The sequence below is a fragment of the Bacteroidota bacterium genome, from assembly GCA_016713925.1.
GTDB lineage: Bacteria > Bacteroidota > Bacteroidia > AKYH767-A > OLB10 > JAJTFW01.
In genome coordinates this window covers 1,155,859-1,178,939 of sequence record JADJOH010000008.1, presented here as the reverse complement: position 1 = coordinate 1,178,939, position 23,081 = coordinate 1,155,859, and the positions used below count along the sequence as shown (strand labels likewise).

24 protein-coding genes and 1 pseudogene are annotated in these 23,081 nt (G+C 41.4%); 20 read left to right on the top strand and 5 right to left on the bottom strand.

The genetic code is table 11. From position 1 onward, the window contains the following. The 6 genes from IPJ86_18825 to IPJ86_18800 all read left to right on the top strand — a co-directional run. The coding region (locus tag IPJ86_18825) for a hypothetical protein (protein ID MBK7889271.1) at positions 1–169 on the top strand (169 nt) is incomplete at its 5' end. A gap of 202 nt (positions 170–371) precedes the next feature. Further along, positions 372–572 (top strand): hypothetical protein, encoded by a 201-nt coding sequence (locus IPJ86_18820; protein MBK7889270.1) that lies wholly within the window; start codon positions 372–374, stop codon positions 570–572. A gap of 22 nt (positions 573–594) precedes the next feature. Next, on the top strand, positions 595–942 hold the full coding sequence (locus IPJ86_18815; GenBank protein ID MBK7889269.1) for a hypothetical protein: 348 nt from the start codon (positions 595–597) through the stop codon (positions 940–942). Between the two features lie 381 nt (positions 943–1,323). After that, on the top strand, positions 1,324–2,586 hold the full coding sequence (rodA, locus tag IPJ86_18810) for a rod shape-determining protein RodA (protein ID MBK7889268.1): 1,263 nt from the start codon (positions 1,324–1,326) through the stop codon (positions 2,584–2,586). 270 nt (positions 2,587–2,856) lie between these two features. After that, positions 2,857–3,744 carry an ORF6N domain-containing protein gene (locus IPJ86_18805; GenBank protein MBK7889267.1) on the top strand — a complete coding sequence of 296 codons (888 nt, stop codon included), beginning with the start codon at positions 2,857–2,859 and terminating at the stop codon, positions 3,742–3,744. Between the two features lie 174 nt (positions 3,745–3,918). Beyond that, a complete protein-coding gene (locus IPJ86_18800) occupies positions 3,919–4,575 on the top strand; it encodes a hypothetical protein (GenBank protein ID MBK7889266.1) in 657 nt (218 codons plus the stop codon). On the opposite strand, the gene IPJ86_18795 is transcribed toward IPJ86_18800, so the two are convergent. Next, a complete protein-coding gene (locus tag IPJ86_18795; GenBank protein ID MBK7889265.1) occupies positions 4,559–5,842 on the bottom strand; it encodes a 3-deoxy-D-manno-octulosonic acid transferase in 1,284 nt (427 codons plus the stop codon). The two genes, IPJ86_18800 and IPJ86_18795, sit on opposite strands and share 17 nt — an antisense overlap. A gap of 141 nt (positions 5,843–5,983) precedes the next feature. Continuing rightward, the gene (locus IPJ86_18790) at positions 5,984–6,601 is read right to left on the bottom strand and encodes a hypothetical protein (GenBank protein MBK7889264.1); all 618 of its coding nucleotides are present in this window, start codon (positions 6,599–6,601) and stop codon (positions 5,984–5,986) included. Positions 6,602–6,886: 285 nt separating this feature from the next. Here IPJ86_18790 and IPJ86_18785 point away from each other — a divergent pair, with 285 nt between their 5' ends. The 12 genes and pseudogenes from IPJ86_18785 to IPJ86_18730 all read left to right on the top strand — a co-directional run bounded on the left by IPJ86_18785 (position 6,887) and on the right by IPJ86_18730 (position 18,747). Further along, the gene (locus IPJ86_18785) at positions 6,887–8,002 is read left to right on the top strand and encodes a DegT/DnrJ/EryC1/StrS family aminotransferase (protein MBK7889263.1); all 1,116 of its coding nucleotides are present in this window, start codon (positions 6,887–6,889) and stop codon (positions 8,000–8,002) included. Between the two features lie 60 nt (positions 8,003–8,062). Next, positions 8,063–9,394, top strand: coding sequence for a UDP-glucose/GDP-mannose dehydrogenase family protein (locus tag IPJ86_18780; protein ID MBK7889262.1), 1,332 nt, complete (start codon positions 8,063–8,065; stop codon positions 9,392–9,394). Between the two features lie 15 nt (positions 9,395–9,409). Further along, complete coding sequence (locus IPJ86_18775) at positions 9,410–10,384, top strand: SDR family oxidoreductase (GenBank protein ID MBK7889261.1); 975 nt, start codon at positions 9,410–9,412, stop codon at positions 10,382–10,384. A 196-nt stretch (positions 10,385–10,580) separates the two neighbouring features. Further along, entirely contained in the window at positions 10,581–11,153 is a 573-nt protein-coding gene (locus IPJ86_18770) for an N-acetyltransferase (protein MBK7889260.1), read from the top strand. Beyond that, positions 11,153–12,213, top strand: a pseudogene (locus tag IPJ86_18765) (Gfo/Idh/MocA family oxidoreductase). The gene IPJ86_18770 and the pseudogene IPJ86_18765 overlap by 1 nt, the downstream one beginning before the upstream one ends. Then, complete coding sequence (locus IPJ86_18760) at positions 12,206–13,495, top strand: nucleotide sugar dehydrogenase (protein ID MBK7889259.1); 1,290 nt, start codon at positions 12,206–12,208, stop codon at positions 13,493–13,495. Before IPJ86_18765 ends, IPJ86_18760 begins: the two are co-directional and overlap by 8 nt. Positions 13,496–13,540: 45 nt before the next feature. Next, on the top strand, positions 13,541–14,584 hold the full coding sequence (gene galE, locus IPJ86_18755; GenBank protein MBK7889258.1) for a UDP-glucose 4-epimerase GalE: 1,044 nt from the start codon (positions 13,541–13,543) through the stop codon (positions 14,582–14,584). 140 nt (positions 14,585–14,724) lie between these two features. Continuing rightward, positions 14,725–15,783 (top strand): dTDP-glucose 4,6-dehydratase, encoded by a 1,059-nt coding sequence (gene rfbB / locus IPJ86_18750; GenBank protein MBK7889257.1) that lies wholly within the window; start codon positions 14,725–14,727, stop codon positions 15,781–15,783. 113 nt (positions 15,784–15,896) lie between these two features. Beyond that, the gene (locus IPJ86_18745) at positions 15,897–16,907 is read left to right on the top strand and encodes an SDR family oxidoreductase (protein MBK7889256.1); all 1,011 of its coding nucleotides are present in this window, start codon (positions 15,897–15,899) and stop codon (positions 16,905–16,907) included. A 46-nt stretch (positions 16,908–16,953) separates the two neighbouring features. Further along, on the top strand, positions 16,954–17,649 hold the full coding sequence (locus IPJ86_18740) for a capsular biosynthesis protein (GenBank protein ID MBK7889255.1): 696 nt from the start codon (positions 16,954–16,956) through the stop codon (positions 17,647–17,649). A gap of 185 nt (positions 17,650–17,834) precedes the next feature. Continuing rightward, on the top strand, positions 17,835–18,338 hold the full coding sequence (locus IPJ86_18735; GenBank protein MBK7889254.1) for a DinB family protein: 504 nt from the start codon (positions 17,835–17,837) through the stop codon (positions 18,336–18,338). 160 nt (positions 18,339–18,498) lie between these two features. Beyond that, the gene (locus IPJ86_18730) at positions 18,499–18,747 is read left to right on the top strand and encodes a hypothetical protein (GenBank protein ID MBK7889253.1); all 249 of its coding nucleotides are present in this window, start codon (positions 18,499–18,501) and stop codon (positions 18,745–18,747) included. A 251-nt stretch (positions 18,748–18,998) separates the two neighbouring features. Here the strand turns inward: IPJ86_18730 and trpS are convergent, their stop codons facing one another. Together trpS and IPJ86_18720 are read right to left on the bottom strand one after the other, a co-directional pair. Continuing rightward, complete coding sequence (trpS, locus tag IPJ86_18725; GenBank protein MBK7889252.1) at positions 18,999–19,991, bottom strand: tryptophan--tRNA ligase; 993 nt, start codon at positions 19,989–19,991, stop codon at positions 18,999–19,001. A gap of 23 nt (positions 19,992–20,014) precedes the next feature. Continuing rightward, positions 20,015–20,809 carry a phosphatase PAP2 family protein gene (locus IPJ86_18720; GenBank protein ID MBK7889251.1) on the bottom strand — a complete coding sequence of 265 codons (795 nt, stop codon included), beginning with the start codon at positions 20,807–20,809 and terminating at the stop codon, positions 20,015–20,017. 44 nt (positions 20,810–20,853) lie between these two features. Between IPJ86_18720 and IPJ86_18715 the strand changes: the two genes are divergently transcribed. Beyond that, positions 20,854–21,621, top strand: a complete 768-nt coding sequence (locus IPJ86_18715) for a 1-acyl-sn-glycerol-3-phosphate acyltransferase (protein MBK7889250.1) — start codon at positions 20,854–20,856, stop codon at positions 21,619–21,621. A gap of 499 nt (positions 21,622–22,120) precedes the next feature. Here the strand turns inward: IPJ86_18715 and IPJ86_18710 are convergent, their stop codons facing one another. Further along, a complete protein-coding gene (locus IPJ86_18710) occupies positions 22,121–22,552 on the bottom strand; it encodes a BrxA/BrxB family bacilliredoxin (GenBank protein ID MBK7889249.1) in 432 nt (143 codons plus the stop codon). 139 nt (positions 22,553–22,691) lie between these two features. Here IPJ86_18710 and IPJ86_18705 point away from each other — a divergent pair, with 139 nt between their 5' ends. Further along, entirely contained in the window at positions 22,692–23,042 is a 351-nt protein-coding gene (locus tag IPJ86_18705; protein MBK7889248.1) for a hypothetical protein, read from the top strand. Positions 23,043–23,081: the final 39 nt, after the last annotated feature.

Genomic DNA, 23,081 nt, shown 5'->3' with positions numbered 1-23,081 from the left:
GCCGGCGACGGGTGAAATATTAGCCATGATTTCCAGTCCCTCTTACGATCCCAATTTACTCGTGGGAAGGGTACGCTCTAAAAACTACTCCCAGTTACTCAAGGATCCTTTGAAACCACTTTTTAATCGCGCCATGCAAGCCTATTATCCTCCCGGCTCTACTTTTTAAATTGACGAATGCCTCGTCGAATTGCAGGAAGGCATTATCAACCCCGGCACCATTTATCCACATTCGTTCGTTGTAGGGAGTAAGAGTGTGAAATGTCATCCCCATCCTCCCATTGCTTTAGAGGGTGCGATTCAATATTCCTGCAATCCCTATTTCTGCAATACGTTTCGGTCATTCATCGACAATAAAAAATTTGGCAGCAGTGAAAAAGGGCTATCGCTTATGGCGCGAGTACCAGATGAGTTTTGGTATTGGAATAAAAATCGGGGTGGATATGCCGCATGAGCTCAAAGGACTTATTCCTTCAGTTGAGTTTTATGATAAAATTTACGGAGAGGGAGATGGAAGGCTTCTACGATTTATTCATTGGGAATTGGTCAGGGAGAGTTGGGCATTAACCTGATGCAGATGGCAAATATCCTTGCATTATTGCTAACAAAGGCTATTTCTATACGCCACACGTCATTAAGAAAATTGACGGCAAACCCAATACCTCCAGAAATCTGGACACGAAACATTTCAGTAAAGTTGACCGGCAGTATTTTGATATCATTCAAGATGGCATGCAAAAAAGTGGAAGCAGGAACCGCAAGAATCGCCCGATTCGACACGGTCATCATTTGCGGAAAACCGGTACGGCGCAGAATCCGCATGGGAAGGACCATAGTTTGTTCGTAGCCTGCACCAGGGGAAAATCCGAAAATCGCTATTGCCGTGATGGTAGAGAACGCAGGGATTTGGCGCAACATGGGCCGCTCCTATTGCCAGCTTGATGATGGAGAAGTATTTAAATGACAGCATTAAAATTAAAAGACTGCCACTGGAAGAAAGAATGTTGAAAGGCAACCTACTACCATTGGAAAACAAAAGTCTGGAAAAGCCGGATTGCTAACGTGATTCCTCGAAAGTTGTCTTAAAGCAAAATAAGCAGAAGGCTACCGGCAAAACACAAAATCCTGACGAAGAATTAAGAATTCAGAATTCAGAATTCAGAATTCAGAATTTAGAATTTAGAATTTAGAATTTAGAATTTAAGAGTTTAGAGTTTAAAATTTAGAATTTAAGTTTAGAATTTAGAGTTCAAAGTTTAGAATTTAGAGTTTAGAGTTTAAAGTTCAGAAATAAGTTAATAACAATTTATACAAACTAATTCCTTGCGTAAGCAGAAAAGCATATTCGAAAATATTGACTGGGTCCTGGTGGGGCTGTATATGATTTTGGTGCTGATGGGATGGATCAATATATATGCTGCCGTTTACAACGAGGAGCACAAAAATATTTTTGATATGACGCAGAGTTATGGCCGACAGATGTTGTGGATCGGCACTTCATTGCTTATCGGGCTTTCGATATTGGTTATTGAAGGGAAATTTTATGCTGCCTTCTCCTTTCCCATTTATCTTACTGTCATATTTATTCTACTGGTTGTATTGGTGATTGCGCGTGATGTACAAGGGGCGAGGTCGTGGATTGAGATTGGCAGTTTTAAACTACAACCTTCAGAATTCGCCAAATTCGCCACGAACATGGCCGTAGCTAAATACCTGAGTTCACTGGGAATTCGGATGGAGGATTTGAAGACGAAAATCACAGTCGGTTTAATTATTCTTCTGCCAATGACACTGGTTTTGTTACAGAATGATACCGGATCTGCATTGGTGTTTTTTGCATTTATCTTTGTGCTTTACAGAGAGGGATTATCGCAAAACGTGTTAATATTCGGATTCTTTGCCGGAGTATTATTCATTTTGGCATTAATGGTCCCGAATACGATTTTGCTTGGAATCATTGGCAGTCTGGGATTGATCGCTTATTTACTCATGCGCAAAACACGCAAAAATCTTTTAGTCATTTTCATTATCACTGTACTCAGCTCAGGCGTTGTTTTCAGTGTGGATTATGCATTCAACAAATTACTGCAGCCCCATCAGCGCGAAAGAATTGAGGTATTGTTGGGAAAAAGATCTGACCCGAAAGGCGCCGGGTATAATGTGAATCAAAGCCTCATTGCCATTGGATCGGGAGGGTTGACCGGCAAAGGATTCCTGCAGGGCACTCAAACCAAATATGATTTTGTACCGGAGCAAAGCACGGACTTTATCTTCTGCACTGTAGGAGAAGAATGGGGATTTATCGGCACTTCTGTGGTCATTCTCTTATTTCTCGGACTCCTCTATCGCATCATCTTCATAGCAGAACGACAACGATCCCAATACACAAGGATTTATGCCTACGGGGTCGCCTCTATTCTCTTTTTCCACCTCATGATTAACGTGGGGATGGCCATAGGACTAGCGCCCGTAATCGGTATCCCCTTGCCCTTTTTTAGTTATGGCGGTTCTTCCCTATGGGGATTTACGGTGCTATTATTTGTGCTGATTAAACTGGACAGTTATAGAATTTATATTCTACGATAATGAGACACACCCTGAAGCGTGCCGAGGAACGAGGCTCTGCTTCAGGGTGGGGATTTACAGTACCACAATTTATTCTGATATAGTCTAAGACTTTAAGGCATTCGAAAAGAAGTCACATTAAATTTGATTCCGACTAAGAAAAAAAGTCGGGGAAAGAACCGGCTCGTGAAAATTTTCATTAAACCCTTCCTCGACCTTGTATACAAATCATCGCTTCGTTTGTAATGAATTTGTACTTACTTTCGTGTAAAATATTTTAGCTAATCAGTTATGAATAAGGCATTAATTTTATCTCGAAAGAAAATTGAACAGCGGATATTCACATTTCGTGGCGTGCAAGTGATGATTGACCGAGACCTCGCAGAAATTTATCATATCGAAGTAAAACGATTAAATGAGCAGGTTAAAAGAAATAGTGAAAGATTCCCGAAGACCTTTCGATTCCAACTCAATACAAGTGAGAAAGACGAACTGGTCGCAAATTGCGACCGGTTCGAAACGCTAAAGTATACTACTTCCAATCCATTTGCTTTTACTGAACAAGGTGTCGCAATGTTGTCCGCCGTTTTGCGTAGTGAAATTGCTATTAAAGTTAGCATTCAAATTATCATAGCTTTTGTGGAAATGAGAAAATTAATTGCTAACCACAATGGATTGCTTCAGCGAATGGAAGGCCTTGAACGGAAAAATATTGAAAATGAAATGAAATTTGAACAAATTTTTAATGCACTTGAACGGCACGAACAAATCCCTCGTCAAGGAATATTCTTCAACGGACAGGTATTTGACGCTTATACTTTAGCCTCAAAAATCATACGCTCAGCTCGGAAAAGTATAATACTTATAGACAACTACATTGACGAAAATACATTAACCCACCTTTCTAAAAAGCAAAAAGATGTAAAAGTAATTTTACTTACTGATTCGTTAAACAAGCAACTCGCGCTCGATATCCAAAAAGCTATTAGCCAATATGGAAATTTTGAAGTGAAGACTTTCAACAAGAGTCATGATCGATTTTTAATAATAGATGATAAAGAAGTTTATCACTTGGGAGCTTCATTAAAAGATTTAGGAAAAAAGTGGTTTGCCTTTTCCAAAATGGACAAAAACTCCGTTGAAAGTATTTTATACTCCATTACAAGTATACTAAAATAGATTTATAGTATTTGGATCACGACCACAAGATCGTTAACTTAGCATTAATAGAAAGCAATAACCAATGGAAGAAAAACATCTCAATATTTTGTTGAACAGCTTCATTAAAGACCCAGGGATTATTCCAAACGAAAACGATCTCGATATTCAAGCAAGTTCTGAGACAGTCCCACTATGAACAATCGTTTCCACATCTCTTTACTAATTATCACCCTTTTATTCGGTCGATTTACTGAAGCACAAACTCCCTGCAAGGTATGCGGCGAATACTATTTAGAAGGGGTTCGGGAAACGGCATCCGGCTTTAAAATCAATCCCGACTCCACCTTTGAATTCTTTTTTTCCTCCGGAGCGCTTGATCGATATGGCAGTGGGAAATGGCATGGTCAACCCTCTCTGGCTAACGAATTCCTGATTACATTCACCTCCGACACTACCAATGGGCCGGCTTTAAAGATCATTGATTCAAAGAAAAAAGACGATGAAGGAATCTCCATTCAAATAAAAGATGCCAATCCGGTAGTCAACCGGTACTTTTTTGTCATGGGATTTACGGGAAAGGACACGTCGTATGCCGAATGCAATCCGGAAGGTCTTGCCACACTCGAGACCGGTTTATTCGACAGCATTGGCGTCTACTTTGAATTTTGTCCGGACCATACCTTAATCTTCATTCCGGAAACAAAGAAAAATTACTTTGAAGTAAAGACCGAACCCTGGATCTTTGAAGTCATTTTCAAGAATTTTTATTTGACAGTTGAACAGAAAAGGCTGGTCGGGAGACACCCCATGATGAAAGGAGAGTTTATCTATCTCAAAAATCAAGAATAGAGAAAATAAAAACATTCTCCATCACTCTTACCACATGATTCAGGCGCAGATAATTCATCAGAATTTCTGTAGCCCCTTTACGACTCTCAATGTATTTTTTGTTCTTTAAAGTCAGTTGTTCATAGGAAGAACCATCTATTTCCAAACTATTGATCGAATTGTTCAGCTCCTCTGCATTCTTAATATTCATTGCCGCCCCTGTTGCTTTCAAATCACGGGCTTCTTTAAACTTCTTGAAATTAGGACCGAAGAAAACCGGCTGACCGTATACCGCAGCTTCGAGAATATTATGAATTCCCTTTCCGAATCCACCACCTACGTAAGAGTACTTCCCAAAACGGTAGAGTAATGACAACATACCGATACTATCAATGATAACGACATTTACATTTGCCGGGATGTCGGCACTTATCGTTGAGTAGCGGATGGTTTTACCTGCAAATCGCGCTTCGATATTTTTTATACGTGATTCACCCAACTCATGAGGAGCTATCACCAATTTCATCGTTGGATTTTTAGCCAATACTCCTGCCAGCACTTTTTCATCCTGTGGCCATGTACTACCGGCAACCACTGCAACTCCTTTAGCGCAAAAATCCCTGATCGCGGGAAATGCTGCTTCGCGTGTACTATTCTCAAGAACCCTGTCAAAACGAGTATCTCCCGAAACCGTCACAGATGGAATGCTATTGCGATATAATAATTCGAGGGAAGCCTGATCCTGTACAAACAAATGCGTGTAACGGGTCAACATTTTTTTAAAAAACTTTCCCCAGGATTTAAAAAACACCTGACCGGGACGGAAAATAGCAGAGATGCAGAAGAAGGGAATCTTTCTACCATGAAGTTGCTTCCCATAGAAATACCAGAAATCATACTTTACAAAAAATACCAGCGAAGGGTTCAGCAATTGAACGAACATCTTACTATTTGACGGTCCATCCAAAGGAAGATAACAAACATAATCTGCTATTTTTTCATTTTTCTTTACTTCATAACCGGAGGGGGAGAAAAAAGACAAAACAATAAAATGATCGGGGAATTCATTTCGTATTTGTTGCAAAACAGGACGACCTTGTTCAAATTCGCCCAATGAAGAACAATGAAACCAAATTCGTTTTTTTGACGTCCCGCCTAAAGCCTCTGCCAATTTGCTTTTCCATTTCTTCCTTCCTTTCACCCATAAGCGGGCTTTATTGTTAAAAATAGAGGCGAACGAAATCAACGCACCATACATTGCTACAACTATACGGTAAATTAACTCCATTTTTCTCCTGTTTTATACAATTTCATTCTCACTATTTCCATTTCACAGCAGTAAAATGGCCATCAATCTTTTACTCTTTAACTGTTAAAAGGTTCTTTAAATTGAGTCAAATCTTCAAAAAGACCCCATCCAAAGGAATGACTAATAAAGATAAAACTCATCAGGTGCTTCTTTGAAAAGAGGGATGATCCAGCCTACTCTGAATCCAAACAGCAAATCAAATCTGGCGGATTTGTCTGCCTCCATATCGGTAAAAATAAAATCGCGGCGCCCGGCTGTCCAACCCTGCACGGCCTCTACCCCACCAAAAAAATTAATCAGCCGGTGGTTTCCGATATACAGGTACCCAATAAACTCTCTGGCAGCCAAACCATTGGTCAGACGATCATAACCTTTTAAGTACTCATCGTTCAGGGCCGGAACTGAATTTTTCTTATCCTGGATTTTAATTTTATGTTGGATGAATCCCAGACTACCTTCAATAATAAATCCGCAATTCGGGTTCGGCTTTACCATTTTGAATATTTTGCCAACTCCCAGAGTGACATAATATCCCCGCTCAAATGCTCTCACATCGGCATAAAGTCCATCCGAACCAATAATAGTACCTTCCGAGGTAGTCAATCCGGAAAAAAGACCCGGCTGGTTAATTTTTGTCCCGAAAATAAAAGAACCTTCGGCCGTGATCATCCAACCCTTCTTATTCTTATAAGTCACCCCCATTCCAACCGATTGATTGAATCCAAATCGATTAGCCAAATCTCCACCGGAACTGAAGACCGTAGGAGGGCCGGATCATCACCATGGAAATAGAAGAATCCTTCAGGCTGGCCTGTCCTTTTACCGGAGTCAGACCCGAGAGAAGACAGCCCACAAGGAGCAATATATATTTGAAGATTCCGTTGGTCATGGATGGGCAAAAATAGGCAATTTACCATGTAAATCCCTACACCTGTTTCACTTGAAAATATCTTATCTTTGCCCTCCGAAACCTGTTTTACAAATTACCCCGAAACACCGATGGAGACATTAAAAAAAATGCCGATGGTTGACCTTATTGGTCAGTACAAAAAGATTCAACCGGAAATTGACAAAGCGATTCATGATGTTGTCGTTTCATCCGCTTATATTAACGGACCGGATGTTAAGCATTTCGCGAAAGAGTTAGAAGATTATTTAGAAGTCAAACATGTGATTCCCTGTGCAAATGGAACAGATGCTTTACAGATAGCCATGATGGCTTTGAATTTTAAACCGGGGGATGAAATTATTACGGCCAGTTTTACCTATGTGGCGACGGCAGAAGTGATTGCACTTTTACAACTGAAACCTGTTTTGGTAGATGTGGATCCGGACACCTTCACTATAGACTGTGATGCATTAGAGCGGGCAATTACCTCCAGAACGGTGGCTATCGTTCCGGTTCATTTATTCGGTCAATGTGCCAACATGCAAAGGGTGATGGAAATCGCCAACGCACATAATCTATATGTGATAGAAGATACTGCACAGGCCATAGGAGCAGAATACACCATGTCAAATGGCACCACTATGAAGGCCGGAACGATAGGCACGATTGGCACCACCTCCTTTTTTCCTTCCAAAAACTTAGGTTGTATGGGAGATGGAGGAGCCATCTTTACACAAAATGACGAACTGGCCATGAGAATCAGAATGATTGCTAACCATGGACAGAGTGTGCAATATCATCATGATGAAATTGGAGTAAACAGCCGACTCGACACAATACAGGCGGCTATCCTTCGTGTCAAATTACAGCATCTCGATGAATACTGTGCTTCACGTTTGCAGGTGGCTGATTATTACGATAAAGCCTTTGCGAATAATCCCAAATTAAAAACCCCTTCCCGCGAAAATGGATCTACGCATGTATTTCATCAATATACGTTGGTGCTGAATGGGGTTTCAAGAACCGCTTTGCGTGAATTCCTGGATAGTAAAGGGATTCCATCCATGATCTATTATCCTATCCCGTTGCATATGCAGAAAGCGTATATGGATCCGAGATATAAAAAAGGGGATTTCCCGGTAACGGAAGCGCTTTGTGATCATGTCATTTCCCTGCCGATGCATACGGAAATGAACAATGAAGATCTTGCCTATATCACCTCCAGTGTTCTTGAATTTGTCAACCGTTGATTGAAACCTTTTGTTACAATTTCAGTAAAAAAAGGCTATAAACTATAAAAAAGATCAAATATGAATATCGCAGTTGTCGGAACCGGTTATGTAGGTTTAGTTACAGGTACATGTTTTGCCGAAATGGGAAATCACGTTACCTGTGTTGACATTGACGCCAATAAAGTGGAGAAAATGCGTAACAGCATTATCCCCATTTATGAACCTCATCTTGACATTCTTTTCGAAAGAAATATCAAACAAGGTCGTCTTCAGTTTACCACAAATTTAGAAGAGGCTGTTAAAGACGCAACCATTATCTTTCTTGCCTTGCCTACTCCTCCCGGTGAAGACGGCTCTGCTGATTTATCCTATGTTTTAGGTGTTTCATCGCAGTTAGGCCGTTTGATTCGTGAATATAAAATTGTAATCAATAAGAGCACTGTTCCTGTGGGAACTGCTGAGAAGGTGCGTGAAGCGATTGCTAAAACCTGTACCGTTCATTTCGATGTTATTTCTAACCCGGAATTCCTGCGTGAAGGTTTTGCAGTGGATGATTTCATGAAGCCGGACCGTGTGGTGATTGGTACCCGCAGTGAAAAAGCAAAGAAGATCATGAGTGACCTCTATGCTCCTTTTGTGCGTCAGGGAAATCCGATATATTTTATGGATGAGCGTTCTGCAGAATTGACAAAATATGCGGCGAATGCATTTTTAGCTACCAAGATTACTTTTATGAATGAGATCTCCAATCTTTGCGAGCGCGTTGGAGCCAACGTGGATGCTATTCGTATTGGTATTGGTTCGGACTCCAGGATTGGTAAGCGCTTTCTCTTTGCCGGTATCGGATATGGTGGAAGTTGTTTTCCTAAAGATGTCCAGGCATTGTACAGAACATCACAGGACTATAAATACGATTTCAAAATTCTCTCGTCAGTAATGCAGGTGAATGAGAAACAAAAAACGGTTATGGTGGAGAAGTTGAAACAATATTTCGGTGGTGACCTGGCCGGTAAAAAATTCGCTATCTGGGGTCTGGCGTTCAAGCCGGATACTGACGATATTCGTGAAGCACCTGCCTTGTATATCATCCGTGACCTCATTGCCGCAGGCGCATCTGTAAGTGCATTTGATCCGGAAGCAATGGAAAATGTAAAACGCACCATGGGTGAAGTTATCCATTATGCCAATGATCCTTATGAAGCCATTCAGGATGCTGATGCGTTGTTGATTGCTACGGAATGGGCATTGTTCAGAACTCCGGATTTTGAAAAGATGAAAGCAACCATGAAGGAAAAAGTAATTTTCGACGGCCGTAACCTGTATGACTTACAACGTATGTCAGAGTTAGGATTCTATTACAGCAGCATGGGACGCGAAACAGTATCCCCACAAGTTCCTGCATTCTCCTGATTTAAACCACCTATTATGTCAAGAAAAAGAGTTCTTATTACAGGCGCCGCAGGATTTCTCGGCTCACACCTCTGCGATCGTTTCATTAAGGAAGGATTTGACGTAGTAGGAATGGATAACCTTATCACCGGCGATTTAAGGAATATCGAACATCTCTTTCGATTGAAGGAGTTCGAATTCTATCACCACGATGTCAGTAAATTCGTATATGTTCCCGGACAAATAGATTATATATTACATTTCGCCTCTCCGGCAAGTCCGATAGATTATTTAAAGATTCCTATTCAAACCCTGAAAGTTGGTTCATTAGGGATTCACAATCTGTTAGGATTCGCAAGAGTGAAGAATGCAAGAATATTGATTGCTTCCACCAGTGAAGTCTACGGTGATCCTACTGTTCATCCACAAACCGAAGATTATTGGGGTAATGTAAACCCAATAGGTCCGAGAGGAGTTTATGATGAAGCCAAACGTTTTCAGGAAGCCATCACCATGGCCTATCATACCTATCACCATCTGGAAACCAGGATAGTCAGAATATTCAATACGTATGGTCCAAGAATGCGACTGAATGACGGCAGAGTATTACCGGCGTTTATCGGCCAGGCATTGCGTGGTGAAGATCTCACTGTATTTGGCGATGGCTCACAAACACGATCTTTCTGCTACGTAGATGATTTAATTGAAGGTATATACCGCCTGCTCTTCAGTGACTATGCCTATCCGGTGAATATCGGTAATCCTCAGGAAATCACGATTCGCGAATTCGGCGAGGAGATTATCAAGTTAACGGGCACCAATCAAAAACTAATTACGCACCCATTGCCTCAGGATGATCCAAAGCAACGGAGACCGGATATCAGCAAAGCCATAGAAATTCTTGGCTGGCAACCCAAAATCAGCAGAGCAGAAGGACTCAAATACACCTATGATTACTTCAGAAGTCTGCCTCCTGAAGAATTAAACAAGACGGCTCACCGCTTCGCCTGATATAAAAAATAAACCGATGAACACTGCATGGGAAACTATGCAGTGTTTGCCATTTCAGATAGTTACATCCAAGAAAAAAAAGGATGAAATTTGGCAAACAGGAGGTGTAGGATAAATTGTATAATTTTATCAGCGACAGCAACAGTTCACTACTGCTCAGCAACCTTTAACTGCCGGGCAAATCATGAAAAATCTAATGGAATATAGCGCTCACTCGTCTGCCTTTATTGATGAAGGATGTACAATAGGAAAAGGAACTAAAATCTGGCATTTCAGTCATATTATGTCGAACTGTGTCATAGGTGAAAATTGCAATATCGGTCAAAACGTGGTGATTTCTCCTGATGTCGTTTTGGGTAACAATGTTAAGGTGCAGAACAACGTTTCTATTTATACCGGTGTCATTTGTGAAGATGATGTCTTTCTTGGTCCAAGTATGGTTTTTACCAATGTGACGAATCCGCGAAGTGCTGTCAATAGAAAAAGTCAGTACGCGAAAACAAGGGTTAAAAAAGGAGCTTCCATCGGAGCAAATGCAACGATTGTCTGCGGACATGATATCGGATCTTTCGCCTTTATCGGAGCCGGAGCTGTGGTGACAAAAGATGTTCCCGACTATGCGCTTGTGATTGGCAATCCGGCCCGACAAACCGGATGGATGAGTGAATATGGACATAAGCTGCAATTTGATAAAGATGGAATGGCAACATGTCCCGAAAGTCAGCAGCGTTATCAACTAAAAGCAAATAGTGTAAGCCGAATCTCCTGATGACCAATTATCAAAATCGTAAAATAAATTTCGCAGTCATTGGATGTGGACATATCGGTATGCGTCATGCTGAAATGATTCGCAGGAATGAAGAATCTGCATTCTGGGTATCTGTGATATTCGTCCGAAAAACGAATTGAATTTAAAAGGTGTTGAAGACATTCCATTTTTTAGTACTCCGGAAGAAATGTTAAAAGCCATACCGGAAATCGATGTGGTCAATGTCTGTACCCCGAATGGATTGCATGCAGAACATTCTTTAAAAGCACTCGAGCATCATAAACATGTGGTATGTGAAAAACCCATGGCGATTACTAAAGCAGACTGTGAACATATCATTTACAAAGCGCTGCAGGTATCAAGAACGATTTTTGGGGTAATGCAAAACAGGTATTCACCACCATCGGCCTGGCTGAAAGAAGTGGTGGAGCAGAAATATATGGGAGACGTATTCCTGGTACAATTAAATTGCTTTTGGAATCGCGATGACCGGTATTATAAAAAAGGGTCCTGGAAAGGCACCAGTGATCTCGATGGGGGCACATTGTTCACCCAGTTTTCCCACTTTATAGATATCATGTATTGGGTTTTTGGTGATATCACGGATATCAACGGTGTCTTCGCAGATTTTAATCATCAGCAATCAACAGCTTTTGAAGATACAGGAATTGTCAACTTCAGATTTATCAATGGAGGAATGGGTTCGATCAATTACACCACTGCTGTATTTGATACTAATTTGGAAAGCAGCATTACTGTCATTGGCAGCAAGGGAAGCTTAAAAATTGGTGGACAGTACATGAATGAAGTCGTCTATTGTCATATGGATGGTTACACGATGCCTAAACTTGCACCAGTGAACCCGGCCAATGATTATGGCACTTACAAAGGTTCTGCTGCCAATCATCATTACATTATTGAAAATGTAATTGACACCTTAAAAGGAAGAACTATTATGACCACAAATGCGTTAGAAGGCCTGAAAGTGGTTGATATAATTGAACGCATTTACGCCCTTCGCAAACTTAATAAACCGGAAATACTGTACCGCAATGTATAATGATATTGTAAATAAGAAAAATAAAATAGCTGTAATCGGACTTGGATATGTTGGTCTCCCGATTGCATTAGAGTTTGCAAAGAAAGTATCCGTAATAGGGTTCGATATTAATAAAGAGCGTGTAGAACTGATGCGCAAAAATATTGACCCTAGCGGTGAATTGGAAAGCAGTGCATTTGAAGGTTGTGATATAGAGTTTACAGATTCTATTGACGTACTTAAAAAAGCCAATTTCTTTATTGTAGCTGTACCTACACCGATTGATGAACATAAATTACCGGATTTAAAACCCTTGCTTGGCGCCACACGCTCCATTGCAAAAGCGCTTAAAAAAGGGGACTATGTCGTCTATGAATCTACCGTTTATCCCGGATGTACCGAAGAAGATTGTATCCCGGTTCTTGAAGAAATCTCAGGATTAACATATAAAACTGATTTCAAAGACGGTTATTCTCCGGAACGAATTAATCCCTGTGACAAAGAGCATACCCTCGCTAAAATTACGAAAGTTGTTTCCGGATGTGATGCCGAATCACTGGATAATATTGCCAAAGTTTACGAGATTGTTGTAACCGCCGGTGTATTCAAAGCCTCCTCCATTAAAGTGGCAGAAGCAGCCAAAATCATAGAGAACACACAGCGGGATGTGAATATTGCTTTAATGAATGAACTTTCCATCATTTTCAATAAGATGGGCATTAACACCTATGAAGTACTGGAAGCATCCGGTACGAAATGGAATTTCCTTCGCTTTATGCCGGGTCTTGTGGGTGGTCATTGTATTGGAGTTGATCCTTATTACCTGACCTACAAAGCACAGGAATTGGGCTATCATTCCCAGGTGATCAATTCAGGACGTTATGTCAATGACTCCATGGGATTTTACGTGGCGAAGCAGACCGTAAAAAAACTGATTGCCATGGGAAAAGACTTAAGCAAATGCAAAGTTTTAGTGATGGGCGCCACGTTTAAAGAAGATGTGGAAGACATCCGAAATTCTAAAGTCTCTGATGTCATCAATGAGTTCAAATCCTATGGAGTAAATGTGGATGTAATTGATCCACGTGCGAACAGTGATGAATTAAAGCTGGAATATGGCTACGAGCTCACCAAGACCCCGGCGACAGATTATGATGCAGTGGTGGTGGCTGTGAATCACAAAGAATACAAAGGACTTGTAGAGGAAGATTTTAAAAAGATGACGAAGCCGGAAGCAATGATTGTAGATCTGAAAGGCATCCTGAATGGCAAGATAAAAGACCTCAAGTACTGGAGTCTGTAAGGGAACAAGATTGCGGATGCTGCGTATAACCATAAAATAGCAGCCATGACAAAAAAATCAACTATCCTGGTAACCGGCGGAACCGGATTCATAGGATCACATACCGTAGTAGAATTAATTGAAAAAGGATACGATGTAGTGATCATCGACAACCTTTGTAATTCACACGGTGAAGTGGTGGACTCCATAGAAGAAATTACGGGTATTCGTCCCGGCTTTGCCAATATTGACCTGAATAACAAAAGTGCTGTTCAGGAATTTTTGCGCATTCACAAAGTGGAAGCCATCATACATTTTGCCGCATTTAAAGCAGTAGGTGAAAGTGTAGAAAAACCATTGGAGTACTATCGTAACAACCTGGTTTCACTCCTGAATTTACTGGAATTATGTCGTGAAAACAGCATAAAACATTTTGTCTTTTCCTCTTCCTGCTCTGTATACGGACAACCCGACTATTTACCGATCGATGAATTCGCAACGGTCAAACCTGCTCAGAGTCCCTATGCAAATACCAAAAAAATTGGTGAAGATATTTTGAGAGACACTACTGCGGTGATGAACATCAACGTAATTTCTCTTCGTTACTTCAATCCGGTTGGAGCACATCCTTCTTCTAAAATTGGCGAATACCCTGTTGGTGCACCGCTTAACCTTTTCCCTATTGTCACACAAACGGCAATTGGCAAGAGAGATAAAATGAAAGTCTTCGGTACGGATTACAACACACCTGATGGAAGTTGTATTCGTGATTATATTCATGTGGTTGATGTTGCACGTGCGCATGTGGTAGCCATCGACAGAATGCTTTCCGGCCAAACAAAAAATAAATACGAGCTTTTTAATTTAGGTACCGGCAACGGATTATCCGTCCTTGAAATCATCAATGCATTCGAGAAAATAACAGGCGTAAAAGTCAATTATGAATGCGTGGAGCGCCGTGGTGGAGATGTAGAAAAAGTGTATTCTGACACTTCCTACGCCAACAAAGAATTGGGCTGGAAGACCACGCATACGCTGGAAGACATGATCACTTCCGCCTGGGCATGGGAACAGGTGTTGCAGAAAAAATCATTGGTAACGAGTAAATAGCTCCCTGCAGTTTATGCGGTCTCCTTTAGAGGAAAAATGCCAGCACAGAAATATTCAACTTCACCACCATTACATCCGAATACAAAATAAACAGGCAGTAAATTTTATCCTCTGCAATTAACGATTAAAGTAAACATCCAATGAGTAAAAAAAATATTCTTATTACCGGTGGAGCCGGATTTATTGGTTCACATGTTGTGCGACGCTTTGTCAAAAACTATCCCGATTACACCATTATCAATCTGGACAAACTCACCTATGCCGGCAATCTGGCGAATCTGCGTGACATTGATCGTGCTCCTAATTATCGCTTTGTGAAAGGAGATATTTGCGACAGTGAATTCATGCTGGAAATATTCCGCCAATACGATTTTGAAGGTGTTATTCATCTGGCTGCTGAATCACATGTAGACCGCAGCATCGCCAATCCGATGGAGTTCATCATGACCAACATTGTGGGAACGGTCAATCTCCTGAATGCGGCAAGAGAGATTTGGAAGGGCGATTTTAACAACAAGCGTTTCTATCATATCAGTACAGATGAGGTGTATGGATCGCTGGGCAATTCCGGTTTCTTTACCGAAGACACCCGCTATGATCCACACTCCCCCTACTCTGCATCGAAAGCGAGTTCGGATCATCTGGTACGCGCTTATTACGATACCTATGGATTGCCTGCATTGATTTCGAATTGCTCTAACAACTACGGCTCTTTTCAGTTTCCGGAAAAATTGATTCCGCTTGCTATTAACAATATCTGCAACAACAAACCGGTACCGGTATATGGTACAGGAGAAAATATCCGCGATTGGTTATTTGTAGAAGACCATGCGGTAGCCATTGATGTCATCTATCATTATGGAAAAAATGGAGAGACGTACAATATTGGCGGACACAATGAATGGAAGAACATTGATCTGATTCAGCTTTTATGCAAGGTAATGGATCGTAAATTGAATAGACCCGAAGGCACATCCGCAAAGCTCATCACTTTTGTAAAAGACAGAGCAGGACACGATCTGCGCTATGCTATTGATTCCTCAAAACTACAAAAGGAGCTGGGCTGGAAACCCTCTTTACAGTTTGAAGAAGGTTTAGAAAAAACGGTAGATTGGTATTTAAACAACCAGCAATGGGTGAATGAAGTGACGTCCGGAGAATATAAAAATTACTACGAAAAGCAGTATGACCTCCGGTAGTGCAAATTCAGCAGAGATTATTTAGCGGGAAATCAGTTCGGAAAGCCGATTTGACGGATCATCATAAAGCGGAATTTTAATCAGTAATTTATCTTACTTTTGCTTAACCGATTATGACATCCCCTCCTCTATACAACAACATCTATCATAATGAATCCATAAAAAATGCCAGCGTCCTTATCAGTGGCGGAGCAGGTTTTATTGGTTCAAATATCGTGGAATACCTACTTCATCATGGTGCTTCCAGGGTAAGAGTTTTTGATAATCTCAGCAATGGTTTTATCAGAAATCTGGAGCCTTTCATGGACATGCCCCAGTTTGAATTTATCGAAGGTGATATTACTGATCCGGAGCAATGCCGAAAAGCATGCGAAGGGATGAGTCTGCTGACCCACCAGGCTGCTTTAGGATCTGTACCCCGATCCATAAAAAATCCGGTAGCAACAAGTGATGCCAATACAACAGGCTACCTGAACATGCTGATCGCTGCAAGAGATGCCGGTGTAAAGAGGGTGGTGTATGCCAGCTCCAGTTCCGTTTATGGCGACAGTATTGCCTCTCCCAAAAAGGAAGAAAATTTAGGTCGCCCTTTATCCCCATATGCTGTTTCTAAATTGACCAATGAACTATACGCTTCGGTCTTTGCTATGCACTATGGAATGGAAATCATAGGTTTACGTTATTTTAATGTTTTCGGCCCCAACCAGGATCCGAATGGACCCTATGCCGCTGCCATTCCTTTGTTCATGAACTCCTTACTTTTTGATAAGGAAGCTGTTATTTTCGGAGATGGCAATCAAACCAGAGATTTTACCTTTGTTGAAAATGCGGTCCAGGCCAATATCAGAGCCTTGTTTACTACCAATCAGGAGGCGTACAACAAAGTATATAATGTCGCCGTTGGTGAAAGTGTATCTGTGAATCAGCTTTACGAGACCATCGCTTCAATATCCGGCAGCAAAAGGCAACCGGCTTATGCTCCCGAACGTAAAGGGGATATAAAAAACTCCCTGGCTGATATATCTATGGCAAAGAATTTGCTGGGATACGAACCTCACTACCAACTGCGGGAAGGTCTCGAAATAACGGTGGCGTGGTTCCGAAAAGCGTTTGCGCATGCTTAAATCATTCTTTAAAAAATTTTCCTCCGGATCAGATGAAGAAGAAAGCATTGACTTCTCTACTTTAAAAGCCGATATGCATTCTCACCTCATTCCGGGGATTGATGATGGTGCCAAAACAATTGAAGATAGTCTGGAGCTCATCCGAATCATGCATGGATTAGGCTACAGTAAATTCATCACCACTCCTCATATCATGAGTGATTATTTCCGAAACACTCCTGAGATAATTTTAGAAGGTTTAGCTACACTTAAAAAAGCACTTGTTGAAAATAATATCCCTGTAGAAGTTAGCGCTGCCGCGGAGTATTATCTCGACGATGGATTTATCAGAAAACTGGAAGAAGAGAAATTACTGACTTTTGGAGATAATTATCTGCTTGTAGAAGTATCGTATATCAATCCTCCGGACAATGTGAATGAGGTCTTGTTCCGGGCGCAGGTACTGGGATACAAACCGGTATTGGCACATCCTGAACGTTATCCCTTTTGGCATAGAGACCTGGATCATTACAAACGATTTTATGAAATGGGTGTCACCCTTCAATTGAACTTGAATTCACTGGCAGGATATTATGGACCGGATGCAAAAAAAGTAGCTGAAAAACTGATCGACATGGGTATCATTGGCGCGCTGGGCACCGACATGCATCACCTCCGTCATGCCGGTGCATTGCAGCAAGTGACCAAAGAAAAATATTTGAAGAAAATTCTGGACATGCCTTTGTTAAACAGGGAATTGTAAACTCTTTTCAGCACCGGAATATGTTTTCAAATCAAATGGCTGCAAGTATGATAAATCATTCCTGAATGGTCTGCAAATGAATTGAACATTCGGGTAAATCACTCCCCCTTTCCTTCCTCCAAAGTACACTTCTTTAAAATTCACCACTTCCTCCACATACCACCTCACCCTACTGCATAAAATTTATGGCTTCACATCTGTTACAACTTTGCAATTATAATGTCTGGGCGAACGACCGGATATGTTCCTATATCAAAGAGGCCGGCGATAGCATTGCTGACCAGGAAATGACCAGTAGTTTTCCTACTGTCAGAAAAACACTTTATCATCTATGGGATGCACAGGAAATCTGGTACAAGAGATTGCAGGGAGAATCACCGAACACCTGGCCCAGTCATTATTTCAAGGGGACCCTTGAAGAATCGTTGGATGCCATTCATCAAAGCAGCATTGACTTTGTAAGATTTGTCGAAAAATTATCTGAAAACGGACATTTATCGTCTGTCGAATTCAAATCCATCGACGGCACTTCCTTCTTCAACACCATCGAAGAGATCGTTATGCATGTCATGAACCATAGCACTTACCACCGCGGACAATTGATTACCATGTTGCGTTCTGCCGGCTTTACTGCTGTAGGATCAACGGATATGATCCGTTATTACAGAGAGCTTGTTAAGGTAAAATAACCTGTACCTTATTTTTCTGTTTCCTGAAAGCATAAGTTATCCACAAGACATACTTCTTCTGAATAAATATTTTTACATAATGTAAGATTAACCCAAACAATGCAGATTTCTTAAAACTATGGATCGTATTTTGCCGTAACAAGACTACAAATCTTCCACTATGAAAGGCAACGAAATCGAACTACATTTAAACATCACTGCAAAATTTGAATTGATCAATGGAGCAATTAAATACGGAATCATTGACAAACAAATTGACAGTGACTTTTACCGAAGCGATTACTATTTCATTTCATTGCAAAACCTAAACATTTTCAGAAGAGCAGTTTCACAACGCAATTATGAATACTGCAAATCATTGATGGAAAAGATAAACGTTAAGTTTATTAAAGCGGTTACTCCAATCTAAATTTTACAATCCATTAAAATGCTTTGGGCTGCCTGCTGCCAGCTACCAGCTGCCGGCCCTCACTTTTAGAGAAGAGTTGAAATGTTAGTGCCGTAAGCTGCATTATTATTCCGTAGAGAAAATTTATTCGTATTGAAAATAAGCCGGAAGCCGGTAGCCGGTAGTCGGTAGCCGGAAGCCGATAGCCGGTAGCCGAAACCGAAGCCGTAGCCGGCAAGCCGGAAGCCGGAAGCCGGAAGCCGGTAGCTAGCTTAATAATTAATCCCCATTATTTCACGCACTTCACGCACGGTTTTAGCTGCAGAAGCCTGCGCTTTCTCCTTGCCCAGCTTCATTACATTTTTCAGCAGTTGCTCGTCTTTTAAGGTATCTGTTATTCTTGACCGGATGGGTTGAATAAAAGTGATCATATCTTCTGCCAATTGCTTCTTCATATCACCATAGCGAATCGTACATTCATTAAACGAATTCTCAAAAAACTGAAGAGTTTCAGGTAAAGAAACAAGACTCATCAAGGTAAATAAATTTTGTATCGCTTCGGACTTCACACTGTTGGGTTCTGTTGGTCCCGCGTCAGAGACAGCGCGCATCACTTTCTTTCGTAATGCTTCGTCGGTATCAAAAAGAAATACGGCATTTCCTTCTCCCTCCGACTTCCCCATTTTACCTGTGCCATCCAGCCCGGGAACTTTCACCAGTTGCCCTCCGAAATTAAAAGCTACAGGTTCAGGAAAATAATCCACATTATACATTCTGTTAAAACGATTTCCAAACTGGCGTGTCATCTCCAGATGTTGTTCCTGGTCTTTCCCTACCGGAACTTTTGCTGCTTTATGCAGAAGAATATCCGCAGCCATTAAAACGGGGTAGGTCAATAAACCGGCATTGATATTATCGGGCTGCTTTCGGGCTTTCTCTTTAAATGTTGTCGCTCGTTCCAGTTCGCCCATGTAGGCATTCATATTGAGCAATAAATACAGCTCTGCTACTTCGGGCACATCACTTTGAATATAGAGTGTACATTGATCAGGATTTAAACCGCAGGCAATGTATTCTGCGAGCACCTGCCGCACATTACTTTTCAGATTTTCAGGATGAGGATGTGTAGTGAGAGAATGATAATCGGCGATAAAGAAGAAGCAATGATATTCTTCCTGCATCCGCAGAAAATTCTTCATCGCTCCAAAATAATTACCCAGGTGCAAATTACCTGTGCTTCTGATTCCGCTAACTACTGTTTCCATACGGCTGCGAAGATAATCGATAATCAGTTTTGCCGCCGGATTTCATTCCTGAAATCAAGCCATCCCAGCAAAGTAATCGAAAACAATAACCAAACAAAGCCGATGCAATAGCCACTGATCACATCACTCAAATAATGAACTCCAAGGTACACTCTGCTAAAACCCATTGCCAGAATGAAGATGATCCCGACTGATGCGACTATCCCTTTCCATTTATAATTTTCAGAATGCATCACCAGCAGATAAAACAGCGTTCCATAATAAGCCATGGCTACCGTGGCGTGTCCGCTTGGATAAGACCACGAAAACTCCTCATACCATGCCTGATCGACGGGCCGCGGATATTTATAGTATAGTTTTCCCGCAAAAGCAGTCATTGCACTTGTTGTCAGAGCAGATAAGATGGCGATAAAGGCATTCATTCGTTTCTTCACCAACAAGAACAGCGACAATAATCCCAGCAATGTCAATACAGTAGGAGAACTTCCCAATCGGGTGAAATGATAAATCCGATCTGCCCATGCGTCGCTACGTAAATCAAAAAAATACTGTGCCAGCAAACGATCCAGATCTCTCAACCGGGAGACTTCCCGTACCTCCTCAGCAAGCTCACTCAATATGAATGCATTGATAACCGCACCAATTAAAAATAATGTCAGCGGCAATCCACGAAAGTGATGGGGATCGAATCGCAACGAAAAAAACCGGAATAACCGGGGAAACCGCCCTTGTAAATTCCTGGCCAGGGGATGGTTAGAGCCCAAAATAAAGGATTCAGACCATCTCCGGAAACCTCTCTTGATACCTAAACGATTCATGGGGTGAAAATAAACGAAGAAAAATACTTTGGTATCTTTGTAAAGTGAAATATCTGTCGTTCCTCCTTCGAAGAATCTGGTGTGTTTGGTTCTTTTTGAGCGGATTTCTCTTCTTTCTTCCCCTTTACCCCGTCTTTTTGCTGTTGCTGAGTCGTGAAGATTGGTTTATTTATGCCTGGAGATTAAAGAAAATATGGGCACATTGGATACTTTTTACCACAGGGATCTGGTATACGATTAAAAAAGAATCAGCACTTGATCCGAAGCAAGCCTATATCATCACGCCCAATCACTCTTCTTATCTGGATATTTTAACCGCGAATATTGCCTTCCCCAACTATTTTCACTTTATGGGTAAGGCAGAGCTTCGAAATGTACCCATGTTCAATATATTTTTCAAACGGATGAATATTTCAGTTGACCGGAGTAGCATAAAGGATTCGCATAAAGCCTATAAGCGGGCCCGAAAGGACTTAGTTAAGGGAATTAGTCTGGCTATTTTTCCGGAAGCCACCATCCCACCCTGTGCACCGGAGTTAGGACCTTTTAAAAACGGCGCCTTCAAACTGGCGATTGAAATGCAAATTCCGATTGTACCCATTACCTTTCTGGATAACTGGAGTATTTTTCCGGATCGGGAAAATGAAAAAATGGTATTGAGACCGGGTCGTTCCAGAATTATCATCCACAAAGCCATTTCCACTACCGGATTGACGGAAGCGGATGCCAATGCACTGCGGGATCAGGTGCGGGAAATCATCCGGAATGCTATTGAGAAAGAAGGCAAATGCCCTTTTATTAAGTGCGATTAATTTCCACTTCTTGCTCAGCTGGCCACCCTGGCTTTAGCCTTGGTCGGCAGGCACAGATAAACGGAGCCTACTTCCATAAAGCTTAGAAGTCCAAAGGGGATATAAACCGCACTAAGAGCAGGTATAAAGTAAATTAGAGTGATTAAAACACCATCCAAAGCAGTAAAGATTCCAAACTTAAACGCTGCGTTCGCGGCGGGTTCGCGGCGGTCGCTGCGTTTAAATCGAAGATTTAATTTTCAGAAATTTATAACTAGGATTATTTACAGTCAAAAATAAAGTCGAATTTTCATGAAAAAGCGGATTTATAATCTTCCAAAAGATGTGTAATATTTTCAGCCACGCTCTCTGTAGACAACAACTTAAGCGGTTGAATTTAGTTGACTTATAATTTCACTCTTGAATGCAGGTACAAGTCAGCAAATACTCGTACCGTCCCTTTCACAAATAAAAAAAGCGATCCTTTTGAGACCGCTTTTGTAAGATTCCAATTGAATTATTAAGCTTTTACCGAGCAGAATTCTTCAAAGGCTGCATTCAGGTTTTCAGCAATCATCTCTGCCGAATGTCCTTCAATATGATGACGTTCGAGCATATGCACCACCTTTCCATCTTTGAATAAGGCAATACAAGGTGAAGAGGGAGGATAGGGCGCCAGGTATTTACGTGCCTGAACGGTAGCTTCAATATCCTGACCTGCAAAAACGGTAATCAGATGATCCGGCTTTGATTCAGTCCTGCTGAGGGCCAGCTTCACACCGGGCCGTGCAGCACCTGCCGCGCAACCACAAACTGAATTAAGCATAAGCAAGGAAGTCCCATTCGCAGTAGGAATGTTGGTATCAACTTCACTTGCATCTTTTAGCTCAGTAAATCCAATACTGGTAAGTTCTTTGCGCATGGGAGCGCATAATTGTTCCGGGTATGGCATATTTTCTATTTTAAATTCTTTGCAAAGGTACGAAGGCAACATGCATTGCTGCAAAAGAAATGTAACTTTCATGTGAATATTTAACCACCAGAGTGAAACCCTGCATGTATCATTGCATAGCAAGCCTTCAAGAAATAACATGAAAAAATCAAAAATGACACAAAACGATCTGCGTGACGCATTCCCTGTAATGCGGTTTGATTATAACAAACGGCTGATCGACTCCAACTTAACAGCTCTTCCCTTACTCGGGGAATGGAAATGCCGGAAAGGTGCAAAAATCCCTTCGGCAATTCTAAAAGCCTACCCTGAAATTAATTTCGTCTTCAATGACAAAGTCCCGACGGAGTGCAAAGTAACTTTCAGCGGATTAAACATTTGGTTTGACATGGTTCCCTACCCGGAAGCCGGATATGTAGGACTCTACGGATATCATGTGGAATCGATGGTACCGGAAACGGTGCAGCAAAAGCTTCGGATGGCAGGTTAACACCTGTTAGGCTGTTGGTTGGTTTGGAGGGAGCAGTTG